This window comes from Brucella lupini (genome assembly GCF_002252535.1).
GTDB classification, from domain to species: Bacteria; Pseudomonadota; Alphaproteobacteria; order Rhizobiales; family Rhizobiaceae; genus Brucella; species Brucella anthropi.
In genome coordinates this window covers 303126-323008 of sequence record NZ_NNRN01000044.1, presented here as the reverse complement: position 1 = coordinate 323008, position 19883 = coordinate 303126, and the positions used below count along the sequence as shown (strand labels likewise).

Genomic DNA, 19883 nt, shown 5'->3' with positions numbered 1-19883 from the left:
AGGACCTAGATATCTGGCCTGCAATAAAGCAGTTCATCGAAGGTTGATAGCAAAATATGAGAAAGATATACATGTTTTGAGAAACATCATCGGGAAGAAGAGTTTGGGCTTCCATCCGCATATGAAAAGTCACATTGAAGACGTCAGCTTACTGGACGATCTCCATTATCGCGTTTGGAATGGCGCAATAGCCGACGTATGGTCGGTCGATTGCGGACCAGGCGCACGCGGAGAATATGTTTCGGAAGCGCCGCGCCTTTTTCTTGTGCTTGAAAGCCGAGGGGAACTGGCAATCCGCCCCGAACAAACCAACCATACGCTGGCGAGTGTTCAACCGCGGCAAAGGCTTTGCTACGTCCCTGCTGGCATGACGATCTGGAGCCGCGTAACACGTCCGGGAAAACTAAAGCATCTCGATCTGCATTTCGATATTGCTGCCCTACAACAACGCTTCGGTCACGTACTGGACAAAAGCAGCATCGAAAAGCCTCGCCTGTTCTTTTCGAACTCGAAGATCGAACAGATTGGTTCCTTGCTGGCCGAAGAATGCATTTCAAAAGCACCGATGCATGACCTTTATGGAGAGGGCCTGCTAACCGCACTTGTAACAGAACTCTTTGAAGCGCAGTTGGAACAAAGGACACTTAACAGCAAGCTTTCACCGCGACAGCTTCGCCGCGTTACTGAATTCATGGAGGATAATTACGCGCGCGTTATCCGCCTTCAAGAACTGGCAACGCTCGCCGGATTGTCCGAATCCTATTTCTGCAGCGCCTTCAAGGCCTCGACAGGTGTTTCACCGCACGCCTGGCAGATGCAGAAGCGCATTGATCAAGCGCAGATTCTGCTTCTGCAACCAAACGTGTCCCTACCCCATATCGCAGCTCTCACGGGCTTCGCCGATCAGGCGCGTTTCACCCGTGTTTTCAAGAAACTGACCGGCACTACGCCTGCCGCCTGGGTCAGACAACACCAACAGTAAACCCAGCGCGAGCGATATTTGAGGACATTTTACATTAGCCAAAGATCATTCAATTAGGCGAAATAACGAACAATCTTCTAGCAATATCTTGATGTAAATACTCATATTAATTCGCAATGCGTTGCAGCGCTGACGCATTCGCCGTACTTGGCTGTTGTCTTATCGGACGTTGGCAAGTTGGGTCAGATATAGGATTTCTCAAGGGGCTTGCACCGAATGACCACATCGATAAAGCAACACTTCCTGATGCTGCTGGCCGGCAACGCAGCATTTGCATTTCTGCCGCTTTCGACAACCTACGCGCAAGAGACTAACAATACGGTTCGCCTTGACACGGTTGTCGTACAGACGGGAAATGGTCGTAGTGATGAGGGTGTTGCGCCGGTAAACGGCTTTGTTCCAACAGCAACGACAACCGGCTCGAAAGACAGCGTTGCCGTCGAAAAGATTCCACAATCCGTATCAGTTGTAGGGCGCAAGCAGATGGATGCCATCGGCGCGCAAAAGCTGGACGAAGCATTGCGCTATACGCCAGGTGTGCTCGGACAGCCTTTCGGTGTCGATAACGATACCGACTGGCTCTATATTCGCGGTTTCGAAGCCACCCAATACGGCACCTATCTCGACGGTTTGCAGAACTTCAGCTACGGCTTCGGTGGTTTCCTGATCGATAGCTTTGGCATTGAACGTATCGACGTTCTGCGTGGTGCATCGTCTGGCCTTTACGGCGGGTCCAATCCGGGCGGCATTGTCAACTATATCAGCAAGCGTCCGACCGACGAGCGGCTGCGATATCTAGAAACGGGCGTCAATAGTTACGGTAATGCCTATCTTGGCTTCGACATCGGCGACAAAGCCAGCGATACGGTCAATTACCGTGTGAACGGCAAGATTCAGGGTGGCGATAATTATACAGACTTCGCCAAGGAATTTCGCGGCGTCATCTCGCCAAGCATTGAATACAAGCCGGACGAAGCGACGAAGCTGACCATTCTCGGCAACTATACCCATCTTGATCTGACCCACGATGGCGGAGGCTTTCTTCCCTACTACGGCACTGTCGTTCCAACCGAGTTCGGCAAGATTTCGCGCAAGCGAAATTTCACCGAGCCCGACATTGATTCCTACGAGCGCGAGCAGGCCTCCATCGGCTATGAATTCGAGCATCAGTTCGACAATGACTGGACTGTACGGCAGAACGTTCGCTATGGTTTTTCACATGTGAAAGAACACACCCTTTACGCCTATGGTTACGAAGGTTTCTTGCCGCAGCCGGCACCAGGAAATCCGAACATTGCGCGCATCAATTTCAGGCACGATACGACGGTCAATACCTTCCTTGCCGACAACCAGCTTGAGGGAACAGTCGAGACCGATGCTCTGACACACAATCTTCTGTTTGGTGTCGAGTACCGTTATTTCCGTATTGAACAGATGCAGCAGACCGGCGGGGCGACTGTTATCGATGGTTTCAATCCGGTATATGGTGAACCACAGGGCCCGATGTTCGACCCTTATATCGATCAGGATCTGCGACGTCACCAGATCGGCATTTACGCACAGGATCGAGTAGAGTTCGGCGACGGCTGGATCGCAACATTCAACGGTCGCTACGACTATGTCAAAACTGACGCGGCAGGATTGCCGAGCTACGAATATAACAAGGGCAAAGCTTCAGGCCGCGCTGGACTGGGCTACGAGTTCGACAATGGCATAACGCCTTATGTCAGCGTCGCGACCTTCTTCAATCCGATCATCGAAACGCTGGCAGATGGCAGCTATGCTCAACCGGAGACGGGAACACAGTATGAAGTGGGCGTCAAATACCGTCCGGAATTGTTCGACGGCTTGATCACCGCTTCACTGTTTGATTTGACCAAGGAGAATGCCCTCACTGGCTCCAGCTTCGCGCGTGAGCAGCTTGGCAAGGTCAACTCGCGCGGTTTCGAACTGGAAGTTCAGGCCAATATCACCGATGCTTGGAAAGTGACTGCTTCGGTTACTGCCTACGACCTGAAAATCAAAGAGAATGACAGCAACCCCGATATTATCGGCAATCGTCCTTACCTCTTGCCGGAACAACAGGCCTCCGTCTTTGTCGAGTACAAGGTGCCAGACGGTGCTTTTCAAGGGGTGACGCTCGGCGGCGGTGTACGCTACCTCGGTTCCTCTTATGCCGATGAGGAAAATACACTCAAGGTGCCAGCTGTGGCGCTTGCCGACCTGAAGCTCGGTTACGAAAAAGACAATTGGGGGGTCGACCTCAACGTCACCAATCTGTTCGACAAGAACTATGTCGCTGGTTGTCAGGGCATTTATGTCTGCGGCTATGGTGAAGGGCGTAAAGCGCTACTCAAGGTCCACACCAAGTGGTGATTTTGAGATTGAATACCAAAGAGTGCCACGGTTGTGGCACTCTTTGAGGCCGTCTACAGAGTTTGCATGAATTCATGCAAGACGACAGCTTGATTATGCTCTTCGTCTTTCGCGCCATATAAGAGCGTTAGTCGCCCACCTCTTGCCTTGGCGGTCGCGATCAAATCCTTCAGTGCTGGCTTGTTACCTTCCAACTCTTCGCGATATTTTATCTGAAAATCATTCCATTTCGCCGGATCATGGCAGAACCATTTGCGAAGATTGGCGGTCGGGGCAATATCTTTGGCCCAAAGATCTATATCCGCCTTCTCCTTTGTCATACCGCGCGGCCAAACACGATCCACGAGTACACGGTAGCCATCGTTCGGTGAAGGAGCTTCATAAATACGCTTCAAGCCAATCGTCGTCATAGGAATGGTTCCTCAATGCCTCACCAACACATATGGCGAATGGAACGGCTTCGACAAGGCGACATTTCTGTTCTGGCGAACAAAGAGAAAAGCCGTGGCTGTCAGACATTGAATATCCGACAGCCACGGCTTTTACTGGCTCAAGCAAAGACGGTCGCAACTGCCTTTTTCGTCGCGGCAACAACCTTGTCTGCTTCTTCACGCGTCAGGCAGAGTGGTGGAGCAAATCCGAGAATATCGCCTTCAGGCATAGCGCGAGCGATAACGCCGTTGGCAAGAAGTGCCGTTGAAACCTGTGCGCCGATCTTCAGCGAAGGATCGAAGAATTTGCGGTCGTCGCGATCTTCCACGAATTCGATTGCCGCCATCAGACCTTCGCCGCGAATTTCGCCGACATGCTTGTGATCGCCAAGAGCATCCTGCAGTGCCTTGCGGAAATAGGCGCCTGTGGAGCCGGCATTTTCAACCAGTTTCAACTCGTCGATGAGCTTGAGATTGGCTACGCCTGCTGCAGCGCAGATCGGATGGGCAGAATAGGTCCAGCCATGGCCAATTGGCCCCATCTTGTCCGATCCCTGAACCAGCACCTGCCACATGCGGTCCGATACAATCGAGCCGGAAAGCGGTGCATAGGCCGAGGTTAATCCCTTGGCGATGGTAATCAGATCTGGCTTCATGCCGTAATGGTCGGAACCAAACATGCTGCCAAGACGGCCGAAGCCGGTAACGACCTCATCGGCAACGAGCAGAATATCGTAGCGATCAAGAACAGCCTGAATCTTCTGCCAGTAACCAGCCGGTGGCGGCACAATGCCCCCCGTACCCAGAACCGGCTCACCAATAAAGGCAGCAATCGTATCCGGACCTTCAGCAAGGATCATTTCTTCGAGCTTGTCGGCGCAATGTTGCGAAAACTGCTCTTCGCTCATCGAGCGGTCCGCGCGACGGAAATAGTATGGCGATTCCGTATGCAGGATAGGCACACGCGGCAGATCGAATGCATTATGGAAGGTTGCAAGACCCGTCATGCTTCCCGTCATCACGCCTGAACCATGATATCCGCGCCAGCGAGAAATGATCTTCTTCTTTTCCGGGCGGCCAAGAATATTGTTGTAGTACCAGATCAGTTTAATGTTGGTTTCATTGGCATCCGAACCGGACAGACCAAAATAGACACGGCTCATATGCTCGGGCGCACGATCGATGATCATCTTGGCAAGCGTGATAGACACTTCGGTGCCATGGCCGACATAGGCATGATAATAGGCAAGCTTCCGAGCCTGTTCTGCAATCGCATCCGCAATTTCTGTGCGGCCATAACCAACATTGACGCAATAAAGACCTGCGAAGGCATCAAGGCTCTTCCGGCCATTCACGTCGGCAATGTACACACCCTCGCCGCCTTCGATCACGCGCGTTGGCGTTTCACCGCGTGCATGCATTCCCATATGGGTGGACGGATGAAAGAAGTGATCCCGGTCCCAAGCGGTCAGTTCATTGCTATTGTTCAACATGGTTATGTTCCTTTCCTGTCGCCACGCTTTCACGCGGCGGTATCGATGCAGAGATATTTGAGTTCGGTGAAGGCTTCGATGCCCTGATGGGAGCCTTCGCGGCCAAGCCCGGATTGCTTCCAGCCGCCGAAAGGGATCGGCGCGCCGGTAATTTTCGCGCGGTTGATGGCTACCATTCCATATTCGAGTGCGCGTCCCATACGGAGCTGTCGCGCACCGTTCGTCGTTACGACATAGGCAACGAGGCCATATTGTGTGGCATTGGCGCGGGCTATGACTTCGTCCTCATCATCAAAAACCGTGACAGCAGCTACCGGTCCGAATGTCTCTTCGTGCATAATCGCCGCATCATCAGGCACATCGACCAGCAATGTCGGTTCAAAGAAAAGCGAGTTCTCTCTCAGCCGGTTGCCGCCGACGAGTATCTTACTGCCTCGCTTTTCAGCGTCCCGCACGTGCTCTTCGACCTTGTCCACCGCCCGGCTGTGCATCAGAGGCCCAATCTCCGCCGTCGGATCAAGACCGTTGCCAACCTTCAGCGCCGCAATGCGCGCTGCAAAAGCCTTTGTGAACGCTTTCAGAATGCCGCGCTGAACAAAGATACGGTTTGCAGCAAGGCAATCCTGACCAGAGGTCGCAAATTTGGCGGCCATAGCAACATCAACCGCCCGCTCGATATCGGCATCATCGAAGATGATTAAAGGTGCATGTCCGCCAAGCTCCATGACAAGCCGTTTCATCGTGTTCGAACATTTGGTGGCGATCAGCCTGCCAATCTCAGTCGAACCCGTGAAACTCAACCCCCGTACACGCTCGTCGCAGCACAATACATCGACGATAGGCGCGGCCTTGCCCGTCAGCACATTGAAGACACCCGCAGGCATTCCGGCACGTTCGGCCAGCTCGGCCAAGGCAAGCGCGGAAAGCGGTGTTTCTGAAGACGGATGCACGACGACCGGGCAACCGGCGGCAATCGCTGCAGCCGCCTTGCGGGTGATCATGGCATGCGGAAAATTCCATGGAGTAACAAGTGCTACGACACCCAACGCCTCACGGCGCACGAGCATCTCGGCATTGGGGAGATGGCTCGCTATGGTTTCGCCGTTAAGACGCTTGGCCTCTTCTGCAAACCATTCGATGAAAGATGCGCCATAGTCGATTTCGCCGCGCGATTCCGCCAGCGGCTTGCCCTGCTCCAGCGTCATCAGCAATGCGAGATCTTCGCGATTTGCCGTGACCAGCTCGAACCAACGCCGCAAGACCGCGGATCGTTCGTGGGGCAGCTTATCCCGCCAGGCCGAAAAGGCTTTTACTGCCGCATCGATCGCGAGCGTCGTCTCAGCTTCGCCAAGACTTGCCACACGGGCAAGCCGCTGACCCGTTGCAGGATCGAGAACAGGGAAGGTTTCGGCCTTTTGTCCCGCAAACCAGCGTCCATCGACATAGCCCAGTTCACGAAAAAGATGCTTATCGCGAAGCCTGCCAAGCCCATCATGTTGTATCGGATGATCCAGAACGGCATTCATTGTTCTTCTCCCAATTCAGGAAGAAGTTTGTCACAGGATAGCTCTGGATTCGGACCAAAGGCAGCCCGCTGAACATTCGAATTGGACTAAATTTAAAAGCCAGACAGTCTGTTTGGGCTAGTCCGCGACTTCCTTGAACAGCGACAAAGGTGCACTCGCTTTCTCGTCCTTGACCAGCTTAGTCACGATATAGGTGAAGTAGCGTTCTATGCCGATATTCTGATCCAGAAGACGGTCAATCAGACGCTGATAGCCATCAATGTCGCGCGCCACGATCATCAGAAAATAGTCCACTCCACCGCCAACCGACCAGCAGGACACGATTTCGGGTACTGCTGTGACGGCTCTTTCGAACCGGTCAAAATCGCTTTGACGATGATTGCCCAGAGTGATCTGCACAATGACATGCGCGATGGGAGCAATTTTACGGTAGGCGATGCGCGCATGATAGCCCGTGACAATCCCCGCCTCTTCCAGCTTGCGCAGTCGCAGCCAGCAGGGTGTCGCAGAAAGCCCGACCTTCTCCGCCAAGGCAAGCTTGGTGATCCGCGCATTCTCCTGAACGGCTTCGAGAATACGCAAATCGACGGCGTCGAGCTTCAAGGCGGCTTTCATTCTGTTGATCCAGCATCTGCAAACATTCCTGTTCTCATTGGCACGCCCCTGCGCCGCTGACAAGGCTCCGACATCGAAAAGTCGTGACAGATCAAAATTGTAATGATCCAATATAATTATTGACATGATCCTATAGGTCTTTCACACATAGAGCCAAGAACAAAAAATTAAACATATGGGGAACGAAGATGCGGCCTTACGGTTTCGCACGTAGCGTACTATTGCGCCCTCAATTTGCTCGCCTGCAGCGAAGACGTGCTTTGCTTGGTGCAGCGCTCCCCATTGTCACGCCGCTTTGAACGGCGGTGCGGATGTCGGGAAGTGTGTCGCAAATGATCAGTCTCAACGAAATAGAGCAAGCCCAAGACAGGCTGAATGGTCATGTCCAAAGAACACCGCTGATCTGCTCCAAAAGTCTCAGCGCGCAATCAGGCGTGCCGGTTTTTCTCAAGCTTGAAAACAGACAACCAACGGGTAGTTTCAAGCTTCGCGGCGCAACAAATGCCGTTCTCAGCCTGTCCGAAAATGAACGCAAGCAGGGACTTGTCACAGCCTCTACCGGAAATCATGGGCGCGCGTTGGCTCATGCGGCGTCCATGCAAAGGTTGACCGCCACAATCTGTCTTTCATCGCTTGTACCGCGCAATAAGGTCGAGGCAATCCGCGATCTTGGTGCGGATGTGCGCATCGTTGGGAACTCACAGGACGATGCGATGGAAGAAGTCGTGCGACTTGTGCGTGATGAAAGCATGAATGCCATCCCACCATTCGACGATCCGCGCATCATTGCCGGACAGGGAACGATGGGATTGGAAATTGTCAAAGACCTCCCTGAACTGGACACCGTGCTTGTTCCGCTTTCTGGTGGTGGACTTGCCGCCGGAGTGGCTGCAGCAGTGAAAGCAAAACGCCCACTAGCGCGGGTAATTGGAATTTCCATGCGCCGCGGCGCGGCGATGCAAGCGAGCCTTGAAGCGGGCAGACCAGTCAATGTTGAGGAACAGGATACGCTGGCAGATTCCCTCGGTGGTGGCATAGGCCTCGATAACCGTTGGACTTTTGAGATGTGCCGCTCGCTGCTGGACGACGTGATCCTGCTGGACGAGGAAGAGATCGCAGCAGGCATCCGCCATGCGGCGCGGCTGGAAAGCGAGATTATTGAGGGCGCGGCAGCTGTTGGTATTGCCGCCTTGCTTGCTGGAAAAATCAAGCCGACAGGACCGACCGTCATCATTGTTTCTGGTGGCAATATCGATCCCGAACAACATCGCGCAATCGTGGAAGACCGCTATCGGAGGGCAGGCTGATGGCTGAAATGAGAATTCTGACCGAAGCTGATCTGCGACAGATCATAGCCCTCGACCTTGAAAGCGTGGCGTGCGTGGAGGATGCTTTCCGGGCACTCGCGAGTGGCGGTGTCAGCATGCCGCCCATTCTTCGGCTGGATATCCCCGCAGAACGTGGCGAAGTCGATGTGAAGACGGCCTATATTCCTGGATTAGACAGCTTTGCCATCAAAGTAAGTCCCGGCTTCTTCAATAATCCTTCCATCGGCTTACCATCCACCAATGGGCTGATGATCCAGTTTTCGGCAAAGACCGGACTTATCGAAGCACTATTGCTGGATAATGGCTATCTGACCGATGTGCGTACAGCGGCTGCCGGTGCTGTCGCAGCAAAATATCTGGCGCGGGAAAATGCCCGTGTCGCCACCATCATCGGTGCGGGCATGCAGGCAGGAATGCAGCTTGAAGCGCTGAAACTCGTGCGCCCCATCTCCGAGGCGCGGATTTGGGCACGCAACTTCGATAGCGCGAAGAAAGCCGCACAGAACTTTACCGAAAAGCTCGGAATACCGGTGACGGCGATTGCAGGTGCAAAGGAAGCTTGTGATGGCACTGACATCATCGTCACGACGACGCCATCGGAAACACCGCTCATAAAGGCTGAATGGCTTGCACCCGGTCAGCACGTTACTGCTATGGGATCGGATGCCGAACATAAGAACGAGATCGACCCCACCCTTTTCCAGCGATCAATCATCTATGTCGCTGACAGCCTCTCCCAGACACGCAGGCTTGGCGAACTGCACCACGCAATTTCGGCTGGGATTGTTGCAGCGGATACTGTCTTTCCAGAACTGGGCCAGATCGTTCTCAATGCCCCCACATTCCAGCGGAAGGCAGAGGACATAACCTTCTGCGACCTCACGGGCACCGGGGTTCAGGATACTGCAATCGCCCGTCTTGCGACGGAGCGCGCCAGCCTGCGCGACGCAGGCACGAAAATTGATTCAACCAAAACTGCAGGAGCCAGTCGATGAGTGTGGAACTCAACTTCACCCGCGCGGAATATGATGAGCGGATAGCCAAAACCCGTCGCGCCATGGAGAAGGCAGGCTTCGATGTCATCATCGTCACAGACCCGTCCAACATGCACTGGCTTACCGGTTATGATGGCTGGTCCTTCTATGTCCATCAATGCGTTGTGCTTTCGATGGAAGGCGAACCGATCTGGTATGGTCGTGGTCAGGATGGCAACGGTGCTAAACGCACCGCGTGGATCAGCCATGACAACATTATCGGCTATCCCGACCATTACGTGCAATCGCTGGAACGCCACCCGATGGACCTTCTGGCCTCAATCCTCGAGGAAAAGGGATGGGGTAACAAGACGATAGCCGTCGAGTTCGACAATTACTGGTACACTGCTGCGGCCCACCATGCTCTGCAGAAGCATCTGCCCAATGCACAGTTCAAAGATGCGCAAGGTCTCGTCAACTGGCAGCGGGCGGTGAAGAGTTCAACCGAGATCGGCTATATGCGCAAAGCCGGTCGCATCGTGGAAGCCATGCACCAGCGCATCGTCGATAAAATCGAGCCGGGCATGCGTAAATGCGATCTGGTTGCCGAAATCTACGATGCAGGCACGCGCGGCGTTGACGATTTCGGCGGCGATTATCCTGCCATCGTGCCACTGCTGCCTTCTGGACCTGATGCCTCCGCCCCGCATCTCACCTGGAATGATCTACCGATGAAGACCGGAGAAGGTACTTTCTTCGAAATCGCCGGCTGCTATAAGCGTTATCATTGCCCACTGTCGCGGACTGTATTTCTCGGCAAGCCGACGCAGGCTTTTCTAGATGCAGAAAAAGCAACGCTCGAAGGTATGGAAGCGGGACTTTCTGCTGCTCGCCCCGGCAACACGTGCGAAGATATCGCCAACGGCTTCTTCGCTGTTTTGAAGAAATACGGGATCATCAAAGACAACCGCACCGGCTATTCAATCGGCCTGTCCTATCCACCGGATTGGGGCGAACGCACGATGAGCCTGCGCCCCGGCGATCACACCGAGTTGCAGCCCGGGATGACCTTCCATTTCATGACAGGTCTCTGGCTGGAAACCATGGGGCTGGAGATCACCGAGAGCATCGTGATCACCGAAACCGGCGTCGAATGCCTGTCGAATGTGCCACGCAAACTCGTGGTCAAGGATTAGGACGCTGCGATGATGCTTAGCTCGCCTCCATCACGTCCCTCCCCGATCACGCCGACTGTCGATCTTGACCGCGACGGCGTACAGCACGGGCATTTGCGGTTGCCATGGTCCAGAGACGATTCCGCCTGGGGCTCGCTGATGCTGCCAATCTGTGTCATTCGTAACGGCAACGGCCCGACCGCCCTTCTTACGGGTGGCAATCACGGCGATGAATATGAGGGGCCGGTTGCACTCTACGATCTAGCCGCCAATCTGAAACCAGCTGAGATCAACGGACGCGTTATTATTGTTCCTGCAATGAATTTCCCGGCCTTCATGGCCGGAACACGCACATCGCCGATAGATAAAGGTAATCTCAATCGTAGTTTCCCCGGCCGTCCGGATGGCACGGTAACTGAAAAGATCGCCGATTATTTCACCCGCTATCTGCTGCCCACAGCCGATATCGTCATGGATTTTCATTCCGGCGGACGAACACTCGACTTCCTGCCCTATGCCGCCGCGCACGTCCTGCCCGATGCAACTCAGGAAGCCCAATGCTTTGCTGCCGTCAAAGCATTCTCCGCCCCTTTCTCCATGCGAATGATCGAGATCGATGCTGTAGGCATGTACGACACGACGGCTGAAGAAGCGGGCAAGGTGTTTGTGACGACCGAGCTTTCTGGCGGCGGCACGATTTCAGCACGGTCGGCAGCAATCGCCAAGCGTGGCATTCGCAACCTATTGCGCCACGCTGGCATTTTGCATGGTGATGTGGAGTATTCGCCCACCACATGGCTCGATATGCCATCGCAGGAATGCTTCGGCTTTGCCGATACCGAAGGTTTGCTTGAACCTTTGGTCGATCTTGGCACGGAAATACGCAAAGGCGACCTCATTGCCCGCGTTCATAATGTGGCGCGCACCGGCGTAGCTCCGCAAGAGTACCGCGCCGCACTCGACGGAATTCTCGCGGCACGGCACTTTCCGGGTCTCATCAAGATGGGTGATTGCCTTTCGGTCATCGCCACGATCAGCGAGGAGCCGTCTTCGTCTTAAATCAATCAGTACCAACCAATTGAAAAGCCGGACCAAAAACAACCGGCATCCATAAAGAGGAGTGAACACCATGCGCATGAAACTTCATACGATTTCCGCTCTGCTTTCCGCAGCAGCATTTGCAGCTCTTACAATCCCGTCACAGGCCGTCACCATTGACGATCTGAAAAGCGCAGGGTTTGTGCGAGGAGCGACCGCCAACGAAGTGCCCTATGGTTATATGGACGCGAGTGGCGCAGCCAAAGGCATCGGCCCGGACGTTGCCGCAGCAATTTTCAAAAAACTCGGAATTGAAGAAGTCGATTGGACTGTTACGCCTTTCGGCTCGCTTATTCCCGGATTGAAGGCCAAACGCTTTGAGTTTGTCGCCGCAGAGCAGAATGTTTTGCCCGACCGCTGCAAACAGGTTCAGTTCACGGTCGCCAATTCCAGCTACGGTGAAGGTCTCCTGGTGCCAAAAGGCAATCCAAAAAACATTCATTCCTATGATGACATCAAGAAAGATCCGTCTCTGAAAGTCGCAATTGTTTCGGGTGCCGATCAGATCGATTTCCTGCATGGAATGGGTATCGATGAATCGCAGATCATCATGATTCAGGGCAATGCTGACGCTCCATCCACGGTTCAGACCGGTCGTGCGGATGCCTATGCCGCAACAGAGCTGACAGTGGCCAAGCTCGTTGAAAATTCGCCACAACTGGAACAGGCACATCCGTTTACCGACCCGGTTGTGGATGGCAAGTCCGCGCGCAGTTTTGGCGCTTTCAGCTTCCGTCCGGAGGACAAGGAATTCTACGACGCCTTCAACAAGGAACTCATCGAGTTCAAGAAGACCGATGACTACAAGAAAATCCTGATGACCTATGGGCTTAGCGAAGAGAGCGTCGAAGCGGCGCGGACTGTTGATACAGCCAGCCTCTGCAACGCAAAATAACGCTTTTGTCGCCCGCCGTGCCATGATGATTGGTTCGGCGGGCCTTGTCTCATCTCTATCGGGAGAAGACCATATGCACTGGACGGAGTATCTTCCCGCCCTTTTCAAAGGCGCACAAATCACCGTCGTTCTTGCCCTCAGTTCGATGGCTATCGGCACTCTGCTGGCGTTCGCAGCCGGTATTGCCCGTTTTGCGGGTGGGCCGATCCTTTCCACGATTGCGGTGATCTATATCGAGATATTCCGGGGTACTTCACTGCTCGTGCAATTGTTCTGGCTCTATTACGCCCTGCCATTGATCGGCATTTCATTCGATCCGATCACGACCGGCATTATGGGGCTTGGCCTTAACATTGGTGCTTATGGTGCTGAGGTCGTGCGTGGTGCCTTGCAGGCCGTTCCTGAAGCGCAACATGAAGCCGCAAGAGCCCTCAACTTCAGTAGAGGCCACACATTGTTTCACATCGTCCTGCCACAGGCAGTTGTCGAGATGATGCCGGCTTTCGGCAATCTGGCCATTCATAATCTGAAAGATACAGCACTTGCCTCGCTTATCGCCATCAGTGATCTGACTTTCCAGGCCCAGCGTTTGCGCAATCTGACGCTGGACAATGTAACGATCTACTCGCTGACATTACTCGGTTATTTTGCAATGGCTCTGGTGCTCGCTTCCGCTATTCGCTGGCTTGAGCGACGACTGAAACGCCAGACAATGGCAGGGGGGTTCGCATGATCTACGGCTATGCATGGGACACCTCGTCCACGCTTTCCTTTGCGATTTCCATTCTGCCAATTCTGGCAATTGGTCTGACGGTAACCCTGAAAGCCGCAGCCACCGGCTTTGCCATTGCACTGGTGCTCGGCCTTGTCTTTGCGCTTCTGCGCCGCAGCCCATACAAAATCATATCCTGGCCGACCGTGGTCGTTGTGGAGTTTCTGCGCGATACGCCGTTGCTGGTGCAATTGTTTTTCCTGTACTACGTGCTACCTGTCTATGGCATTGTTCTGCCTGCTTTCCTGACCGGCGCTCTGGCGCTTGGCCTTCAATATTCAGCCTATACGTCGGAGGTTTACCGCGGAGGTATAGAGGCCATTCCGCGCGGACAATGGGAAGCAGCGCGCGCCCTGAACCTTACGCCTTGGCGCACCTATCGCGACATTGTCATTCCGCAAGCCATACCCCGGATCATCCCGGCCATGGGCAACTACCTCGTCTCCATGCTGAAGGAGACCCCGGTTCTGTCTGTCGTCAGTATCGTCGACATGCTGAACCTCGCCAATCTGATCGGCGACCGCACCTTCGAATATTTGGTGCCGCTGTCGATGGTCGGCCTGATCTTCCTCATCCTGACACTTATCTGCTCGGCGCTCATACGCCTGCTCGAACGCACACTTCCAAAGAACGGGATCGCCCTCAAATGACCCAGGAAATTATCCGCTTTCAGGACGTAGCCAAGCGTTTCGGCGCACTGACTGTGCTGGATCAATTCAATTTCTCGGTCAAGACAGGCGAGAAAGTAACGCTGATCGGTCCATCAGGATCGGGAAAATCAACGGTGCTCCGTATTCTCATGACGCTGGAGCCGTTTCAGGAGGGTACGCTCGAACTCGCAGATATGTCCTATCACCAACCAAACGGCAAAGGACAGTTTCGGGCGAGCGAAGCCCACTTGCGTAAAATCAGATCGCATGTCGGCATGGTGTTCCAGAGCTTCAACCTGTTTCCGCATATGTCTGTGCTGCGCAATATCATCGAAGCGCCTGTACACGTTCTCGGTATGAAGCGGGACGAAGCCGAGGCGCGTGCACTCGATCTTCTTGCTCTTGTCGGCCTGACAGACAAGAAAGATCACTACCCTTCTCAGCTTTCAGGTGGCCAGCAGCAGCGCGTTGCGATTGCGCGTTCGTTGGCTATGCGTCCGCGTGTTCTACTCTTTGACGAGCCTACATCGGCACTTGATCCACAGCTTGTCGGCGAAGTTCTGGCGGTCATTCGCAGTCTGGCGCAAGAACATGATCTGACAATGCTCCTCGTCACCCATGAGATGCGCTTTGCACGCGAAGTTTCCGATCGTGTCTGTTTTTTCGACAAGGGACGCATCTGCGAACAGGGCACGCCCGAACAGATATTCCAGTCTCCGACCGAAGAGCGGACCAAAGAGTTTCTGCAATCAGTTCTATAGCACTCAGGCTATAGAACTGACATCATAGACCGGCGGTAGTTGCGCGAAGGTTTCGCGAATAGTTTCAAGAGCTGTCTGCAAGGCAGATCGCGAAAGCCTTCCGCCGAGGCAAATGCGGATGCCCCCATCCCCCCGCTCACCGCCCGCCACGAACGGATCAGAAGGTGTGACAGCAACGCCTTTGCTTGCCAGAGCACGGACCAGACCATCCTCCGACCAGTTGCGCGGGATCTTCAACCACGCACAAAGCGACAGCGGATTGCTGCCTGCAATGTGCGGTTCAAGAATATCGGCTACCAATGTCTGCCTTGAACGCAATTCGCTACGCTGAATATCCAGAAGCCCGGTCGCCGTTCCGTCCTCGATCCAGCGGCTGGCCATCTCTGCAACGAGATTAACGCCGCTCCAGCTCGTGACGCGCAAAATCGACGTTACGCGGATGGAATAATGCGCAGGCACCACAAGATAGCCTGTCCGCAAGCCGGTCATAACCGTCTTGGTGAAGCTTGTCACAAAGAAGCCCAGCTCTGGCAGCAGTTCCGGCATTGACGGCAGAGGCTCTTCAAGGATCGGCTTATAGACTTCATCCTCGATGACACAAACGCCATATCGCCGGGCAATATCCGCAACAGCAATGCGCCTTTCAGCGCCCATCAAATGACTGGTCGGATTGCCAAGTGTCGGGATGAGCACCAACGCCCTTACATCTCCCGCCTTACATGCAATTTCAAAAGCATCGGGCAGAATACCTTCTCTATCCGTCGGCAGCGCACGCAGCGTGAAGCCAAGCACATTGGCAAGACCTATGATGCCATGATCGGTAAGGCTTTCCGTCAGTACAACCTCACCCGGCTGCACAACCGCTGCGACTGCCAGAAACAGGCCATGAGCAGCGCCATTCGTGATGATGATCCGACCCGGATCGACATCCACTGACAGGCCGCGCAACCAGTCACGCGCGACCGCGCGATGTCGGTCCAGCCCCGCAATAGGTCGACATGGACGCATGAAGCTCGCATTGTCCGACTGGCTCATTTCCTCCAGCAGGCGGCGCGATGCATTCTCGTGGGATTCTGTATAGACGGCGCGAATGATCGACAGATCCGCGGTTCCGCTGGGATCCCGATCAAGCATGAAACGATCAGCCCGCTCCGTCACCCGGTTGCAGACATAAGTTCCCCGGCCGACTTCGCCACGCAGATAGCCGCGCCGCTCGGCTTCTTTGTAGCTGATACTGACCGTCTGCACCGAAAGCCCGAGCTTGTGCGCCAAATCGCGATGGGTCGGCATACGCGTGGCCGGCAAAAGAACGCCCTTCTCGATATCGTCGACAATTTTATCTGTCAAAAGCCTATGCTTGGTGACGCCCTTGCGCATTTCCAACATGGGTTCCCACATGCGTCTACCAGCTCCATCATGACATATCCAGAATTGTCCTATTATACTGAAATTTCTTCATGACAATCCAGTCAAAACAGCGTTCAAGGAGAAGTTCTTATCGCTGGCAATGACAAGCACCGAGACGATGGAAAGCATGCCTCAGCGAGTACGTGCGGAGCGCAATAAAAACCGTTCGAAATGGTATCTGGAAATATTGATTTAACATCATAAAAGATGACAAGTACGTTAAAACAAGCTATTGATAGATAAAGCGAATTCTAGCTTTTTCCTGTACACATCGTTCCTCGCTGCCGGACGAAATACGTATGAATGAAAAACGGAGCCCGCAGGCTTCCAAGCCGCAAAATCCAGCCAAATCGTTCTTTGAAAATGAACGTCCCACGCTGAAGACAATTGCATTCATGACCGGCCTTGGCGTGACCACGGTTTCGCGTGCTTTAAAGGATGCCCCGGAAATCGGTCCGGAAACACGAAAACGCGTACAACTGATCGCCCGACAGATCGGCTATCGTCCCAATCGTGCCGGTGTGCGCCTTCGAACCGGCAAGACGAATGTCATTGCCCTTGTCCTGAACACACAGGACGAGATCATGGGCTTTACCAGCCAGGTCATTCATGGCGTCGCGGATGTTCTTGCCGAAACGCAATACCATCTCATTCTGACACCCTATTTTCATTCGCGGGCACCAATCGAACCAATCCGCTACATCGTGGAAACGGGTTCAGCTGACGGTATTATTTTTTCGCGTACAGAACCGGACGATCAGCGCGTCCATTATCTGACGGAACATGATTTTCCGTTTGCCACCCATGGTCGCACTGATACGGGCATTGAGCACCCTTTTCACGACTTTGATAATTTCACTTTCGCGCTGGATATGGTTGGCAAACTGGCGGCGCGCGGACGAAAGCGGCTCGCTTTACTGACTCCACCCGCGCATCTCACCTATTACCGGCATATGGTAGGTGGATTTTATGAAGGTCTGCGTGCCTTTCACTGTGGTGGATCGCCGCTCGAAGACGTTGATCTCGATACACCGCTTGAGGATTTGCGACAGCATATAGCTCAATTGATGAAAAGGCCTGATCGACCGGACGGTATTATCTGCTCTGGCAGTGCAGCCGCTCTGGCAATTGTTGCCGGTGTAGAAGATGCGGGATTGAGTATCGGTAATGAAGTCGATGTCGCAGCCAAACAATCGACGCAGATTTTGCATTGGTTTCGCCCGGGGCTGATTGTCGTCGAGGAAAGTTTCAAACTGGCCGGGCAGCAGCTTGGTAAAGCCATTCTGGGCCGGATTAACGGCATCGATGTGAGGTCCTTGCAGACCATCGGATAAGAATGGGCGGAGGCCACTCCGGACCCGTGAGCCCGGAATAGCCTCCTATCGCTCGGGAGGAGCGATGCAAAGTCAGTTCGCCGCCCGTTTCTTTCCATTTTCAACTGGCAGCAACAAAGCCTCAGCCGCTTTAATGTTCAGTGCTTCCGGGCGCGTGCAACGCGTTTCGATGTCGATGAAGCGCTTTTCCTCGCCTGATCTTAGAATAGCCAGCATGACATCGACCCCATGCAGTGCACGCTCCAGTGAACAACGTATATCGCGGCCGTTCAGAACAGCAGCCGCCATATCTGCCAGACCAGCCGTTCTATAGTTAGCCATCATACCTTGAGAATGCTGTTCATTGGCAACGCCAAATGGATGCTCCCAATTTTTAACTGGCTCTGCTGGTTCGCCCGGCTTCGCCATTTGAACTTCTCCGCCAAAAAAATTGGGATCGGGCAGGTAAAGCGATCCTTCGGTGCCATACAACTCCATGTTCGCATGGCGATGCGCCCAGACATCCCAACTGGCTGATAGTGTTACTGTTGCGCCCTGTTCGAATTCCAATAATGCGTGAATGGTCGTTGGCGTCTCCACAGGAATGGCTTCGCCCTTGCGTGGTTCAGAGCTAATCGTCCGCGTCGGTGTAGCTACAGAAGTCAAAGCGGCGACGCGCTTCACGGGGCCAATCAGATTAACGAGATTGGCGATGTAATACGGTCCAAGATCAAGGATCGGCCCACCGCCCTTTCGGAAGAAAAAGTCCGGATTCGGATGCCAATGCTCCATGCCATGGCTCATGACATGGCATGTACCGGAGGTGATGCGACCGACATTACCATTATCGATTTCGCGCCGCGCCAGCTGATGGGCTCCACCCAGAAACGTATCCGGCGCGCACCCCACTTTCAGGTTACGACCATCGGCAAGCGCCTTCAGTTCCAGCCCCTGCTCCATCGAGAGAACCAAAGGTTTTTCTGAGTATGCATGTTTGCCTGCGGCCAGAATTTGCTTCGTGACAGCATAATGAGCATCGGGAACTGTCAGGTTGACGACGATGTCAATGTCGTCATTCTGAAGCAGCTCGTCGATAGTCTGCGCCTTTACACCAAACTCGTCTGCGCGCGCTTTTGCTGCAGCAGGATTTATATCCGCGCACGCCATTATTTTGATACCTCGAAACATGGGAGACAGCCGCAGATAGGCAGCGGATATATTACCACAACCGATAATGCCGACACCAAGTGTCTTGGTCATTTCGCTCTCCAACTCAGAAATTCTTTACGGTTTCGATGGAACGGCTCGCAAATCGGGTGTCGTCCGACGGATTATCGTGTTCCATGATGAAATAGCGGACGGGCGTCTTGCGCAAAGCCGTAAACAATTCAGCCCAGTCCACAGTGCCATGTCCGACGTCTTCCCATCCGTCTTCGTCGGTTTTTTCACCGGCTATGGCGATATCCTTGACATGGACCGCAAGGATTCGGTCGCCATAGCGCCTGATCCATTCAAGCGGGTCGGCACCACCTTTGATAATCCACGCAATATCCGCCTCCCATGCAAGATCGGGCGAAGCATCGAGGATATGTTCTTGTGGCACGGAACCGTCGGCTAACGGGCGGAATTCGAAATCATGGTTGTGCCAGCCAAATGCATAGCCCGCCTTGCGATAATGCTCTCCAGCGATAGCAAGGCGCTTTCCGAACTCCTGCCAACCGGCAACATTATCCGGGCGGCGGTCTGCATCGAGATAAGGGCAGAAAATAGCCTTCATATCGGCGACCTTGGCAATCTCCAGAACACGGTCGACTTCGTTCTCCAGCATATCCAGACCAAAGTGCCCGGTAGGCATGGAAAGTCCCAATGCGTCGAGGTCCTTCTTTAATCGAACAGGATCACCATAAATCCCCCCATAGCCTTCCACCCGACGATAGCCGAGATCCCGCAGCATGGTGAGCGTTCGTTCCAACGGTTGGAAGTTGCGGGAGCTGTAAAGTTGATAGGAATATCCGTTCATGTCCTCGTCCTCAGAACTCTATCCAGAATTGTGTCGGGCTTTCTTGCGAGCAAAAAATCCCCGCACG

18 protein-coding genes are annotated in these 19883 nt (G+C 53.9%); 11 read left to right on the top strand and 7 right to left on the bottom strand.

Going from position 1 to position 19883, the window contains the following annotated elements; genetic code table 11:
* Positions 1–121: 121 nt before the first annotated feature.
* Together CES86_RS11385 and CES86_RS11380 are read left to right on the top strand one after the other, a co-directional pair.
* Positions 122–982, top strand: coding sequence for a helix-turn-helix domain-containing protein (locus tag CES86_RS11385; protein WP_235819912.1), 861 nt, complete (start codon positions 122–124; stop codon positions 980–982).
* A 216-nt stretch (positions 983–1198) separates the two neighbouring features.
* Positions 1199–3358 (top strand): TonB-dependent siderophore receptor, encoded by a 2160-nt coding sequence (locus tag CES86_RS11380; RefSeq protein WP_094514395.1) that lies wholly within the window; start codon positions 1199–1201, stop codon positions 3356–3358.
* 53 nt (positions 3359–3411) lie between these two features.
* On the opposite strand, the gene CES86_RS11375 is transcribed toward CES86_RS11380, so the two are convergent.
* The 4 genes from CES86_RS11375 to CES86_RS11360 all read right to left on the bottom strand — a co-directional run bounded on the left by CES86_RS11375 (position 3412) and on the right by CES86_RS11360 (position 7411).
* Entirely contained in the window at positions 3412–3768 is a 357-nt protein-coding gene (locus CES86_RS11375) for a DUF488 domain-containing protein (RefSeq protein WP_010658672.1), read from the bottom strand.
* Between the two features lie 140 nt (positions 3769–3908).
* Positions 3909–5282: an aspartate aminotransferase family protein gene (locus tag CES86_RS11370; RefSeq protein ID WP_029927565.1), complete on the bottom strand. Its 1374-nt coding sequence runs from the start codon at positions 5280–5282 to the stop codon at positions 3909–3911.
* Positions 5283–5311: 29 nt separating this feature from the next.
* Positions 5312–6808, bottom strand: coding sequence for an NAD-dependent succinate-semialdehyde dehydrogenase (locus tag CES86_RS11365; RefSeq protein ID WP_094514393.1), 1497 nt, complete (start codon positions 6806–6808; stop codon positions 5312–5314).
* 117 nt (positions 6809–6925) lie between these two features.
* Positions 6926–7411 carry an Lrp/AsnC family transcriptional regulator gene (locus tag CES86_RS11360; RefSeq protein WP_029927569.1) on the bottom strand — a complete coding sequence of 162 codons (486 nt, stop codon included), beginning with the start codon at positions 7409–7411 and terminating at the stop codon, positions 6926–6928.
* 344 nt (positions 7412–7755) lie between these two features.
* On the opposite strand from CES86_RS11360, the gene eutB reads away from it, so the two are divergent.
* The 8 genes from eutB to ehuA all read left to right on the top strand — a co-directional run bounded on the left by eutB (position 7756) and on the right by ehuA (position 15076).
* Positions 7756–8730: a hydroxyectoine utilization dehydratase EutB gene (gene eutB / locus CES86_RS11355; protein ID WP_094514392.1), complete on the top strand. Its 975-nt coding sequence runs from the start codon at positions 7756–7758 to the stop codon at positions 8728–8730.
* Complete coding sequence (locus CES86_RS11350; RefSeq protein ID WP_029927574.1) at positions 8730–9746, top strand: cyclodeaminase; 1017 nt, start codon at positions 8730–8732, stop codon at positions 9744–9746. Before eutB ends, CES86_RS11350 begins: the two co-directional genes overlap by 1 nt.
* On the top strand, positions 9743–10921 hold the full coding sequence (gene doeA / locus CES86_RS11345) for an ectoine hydrolase DoeA (protein ID WP_029927576.1): 1179 nt from the start codon (positions 9743–9745) through the stop codon (positions 10919–10921). Before CES86_RS11350 ends, doeA begins: the two co-directional genes overlap by 4 nt.
* A 9-nt stretch (positions 10922–10930) precedes the next feature.
* Complete coding sequence (gene doeB, locus CES86_RS11340) at positions 10931–11959, top strand: N(2)-acetyl-L-2,4-diaminobutanoate deacetylase DoeB (RefSeq protein WP_029927578.1); 1029 nt, start codon at positions 10931–10933, stop codon at positions 11957–11959.
* A 70-nt stretch (positions 11960–12029) separates the two neighbouring features.
* Positions 12030–12893 (top strand): ectoine/hydroxyectoine ABC transporter substrate-binding protein EhuB, encoded by an 864-nt coding sequence (gene ehuB / locus CES86_RS11335; protein WP_080692039.1) that lies wholly within the window; start codon positions 12030–12032, stop codon positions 12891–12893.
* Between the two features lie 73 nt (positions 12894–12966).
* The gene (ehuC, locus tag CES86_RS11330; protein ID WP_010658663.1) at positions 12967–13626 is read left to right on the top strand and encodes an ectoine/hydroxyectoine ABC transporter permease subunit EhuC; all 660 of its coding nucleotides are present in this window, start codon (positions 12967–12969) and stop codon (positions 13624–13626) included.
* A complete protein-coding gene (gene ehuD, locus CES86_RS11325) occupies positions 13623–14315 on the top strand; it encodes an ectoine/hydroxyectoine ABC transporter permease subunit EhuD (RefSeq protein WP_010658662.1) in 693 nt (230 codons plus the stop codon). Before ehuC ends, ehuD begins: the two co-directional genes overlap by 4 nt.
* Positions 14312–15076, top strand: coding sequence for an ectoine/hydroxyectoine ABC transporter ATP-binding protein EhuA (ehuA, locus tag CES86_RS11320; RefSeq protein WP_029927582.1), 765 nt, complete (start codon positions 14312–14314; stop codon positions 15074–15076). The genes ehuD and ehuA overlap by 4 nt, the downstream gene beginning before the upstream one ends.
* Before the next feature lie 3 nt (positions 15077–15079).
* On the opposite strand, the gene ehuR is transcribed toward ehuA, so the two are convergent.
* Positions 15080–16474, bottom strand: a complete 1395-nt coding sequence (gene ehuR / locus CES86_RS11315; RefSeq protein WP_029927584.1) for a MocR-like ectoine utilization transcription factor EhuR — start codon at positions 16472–16474, stop codon at positions 15080–15082.
* A gap of 308 nt (positions 16475–16782) precedes the next feature.
* On the opposite strand from ehuR, the gene CES86_RS11310 reads away from it, so the two are divergent.
* A complete protein-coding gene (locus CES86_RS11310) occupies positions 16783–17817 on the top strand; it encodes a LacI family transcriptional regulator (protein WP_010658659.1) in 1035 nt (344 codons plus the stop codon).
* 72 nt (positions 17818–17889) lie between these two features.
* On the opposite strand, the gene CES86_RS11305 is transcribed toward CES86_RS11310, so the two are convergent.
* Both CES86_RS11305 and CES86_RS11300 read right to left on the bottom strand, forming a co-directional pair.
* Positions 17890–19056, bottom strand: a complete 1167-nt coding sequence (locus tag CES86_RS11305) for a Gfo/Idh/MocA family protein (RefSeq protein ID WP_029927586.1) — start codon at positions 19054–19056, stop codon at positions 17890–17892.
* 13 nt (positions 19057–19069) lie between these two features.
* Positions 19070–19816: a sugar phosphate isomerase/epimerase family protein gene (locus tag CES86_RS11300; RefSeq protein ID WP_029927588.1), complete on the bottom strand. Its 747-nt coding sequence runs from the start codon at positions 19814–19816 to the stop codon at positions 19070–19072.
* Positions 19817–19883 lie beyond the last annotated feature (67 nt).

What these genes read in the sequence shown, in the direction of transcription:
- CES86_RS11375 (WP_010658672.1), bottom strand. Translation starts at nt 3,768, where the DNA reads ATGACGACGATTGGCTTGAAGCGTATTTATGAAGCTCCTTCACCGAAC.
- doeB (WP_029927578.1), top strand. Translation starts at nt 10,931, where the DNA reads ATGATGCTTAGCTCGCCTCCATCACGTCCCTCCCCGATCACGCCGACT.
- ehuD (WP_010658662.1), top strand. Translation starts at nt 13,623, where the DNA reads ATGATCTACGGCTATGCATGGGACACCTCGTCCACGCTTTCCTTTGCG.
- ehuR (WP_029927584.1), bottom strand. Translation starts at nt 16,474, where the DNA reads ATGTGGGAACCCATGTTGGAAATGCGCAAGGGCGTCACCAAGCATAGG.
- ehuB (WP_080692039.1), top strand. Translation starts at nt 12,030, where the DNA reads ATGCGCATGAAACTTCATACGATTTCCGCTCTGCTTTCCGCAGCAGCA.
- CES86_RS11350 (WP_029927574.1), top strand. Translation starts at nt 8,730, where the DNA reads ATGGCTGAAATGAGAATTCTGACCGAAGCTGATCTGCGACAGATCATA.
- ehuA (WP_029927582.1), top strand. Translation starts at nt 14,312, where the DNA reads ATGACCCAGGAAATTATCCGCTTTCAGGACGTAGCCAAGCGTTTCGGC.
- CES86_RS11380 (WP_094514395.1), top strand. Translation starts at nt 1,199, where the DNA reads ATGACCACATCGATAAAGCAACACTTCCTGATGCTGCTGGCCGGCAAC.
- CES86_RS11300 (WP_029927588.1), bottom strand. Translation starts at nt 19,816, where the DNA reads ATGAACGGATATTCCTATCAACTTTACAGCTCCCGCAACTTCCAACCG.
- CES86_RS11305 (WP_029927586.1), bottom strand. Translation starts at nt 19,056, where the DNA reads ATGACCAAGACACTTGGTGTCGGCATTATCGGTTGTGGTAATATATCC.
- ehuC (WP_010658663.1), top strand. Translation starts at nt 12,967, where the DNA reads ATGCACTGGACGGAGTATCTTCCCGCCCTTTTCAAAGGCGCACAAATC.
- doeA (WP_029927576.1), top strand. Translation starts at nt 9,743, where the DNA reads ATGAGTGTGGAACTCAACTTCACCCGCGCGGAATATGATGAGCGGATA.
- CES86_RS11310 (WP_010658659.1), top strand. Translation starts at nt 16,783, where the DNA reads ATGAATGAAAAACGGAGCCCGCAGGCTTCCAAGCCGCAAAATCCAGCC.
- eutB (WP_094514392.1), top strand. Translation starts at nt 7,756, where the DNA reads ATGATCAGTCTCAACGAAATAGAGCAAGCCCAAGACAGGCTGAATGGT.
- CES86_RS11385 (WP_235819912.1), top strand. Translation starts at nt 122, where the DNA reads ATGAAAAGTCACATTGAAGACGTCAGCTTACTGGACGATCTCCATTAT.
- CES86_RS11370 (WP_029927565.1), bottom strand. Translation starts at nt 5,282, where the DNA reads ATGTTGAACAATAGCAATGAACTGACCGCTTGGGACCGGGATCACTTC.
- CES86_RS11365 (WP_094514393.1), bottom strand. Translation starts at nt 6,808, where the DNA reads ATGAATGCCGTTCTGGATCATCCGATACAACATGATGGGCTTGGCAGG.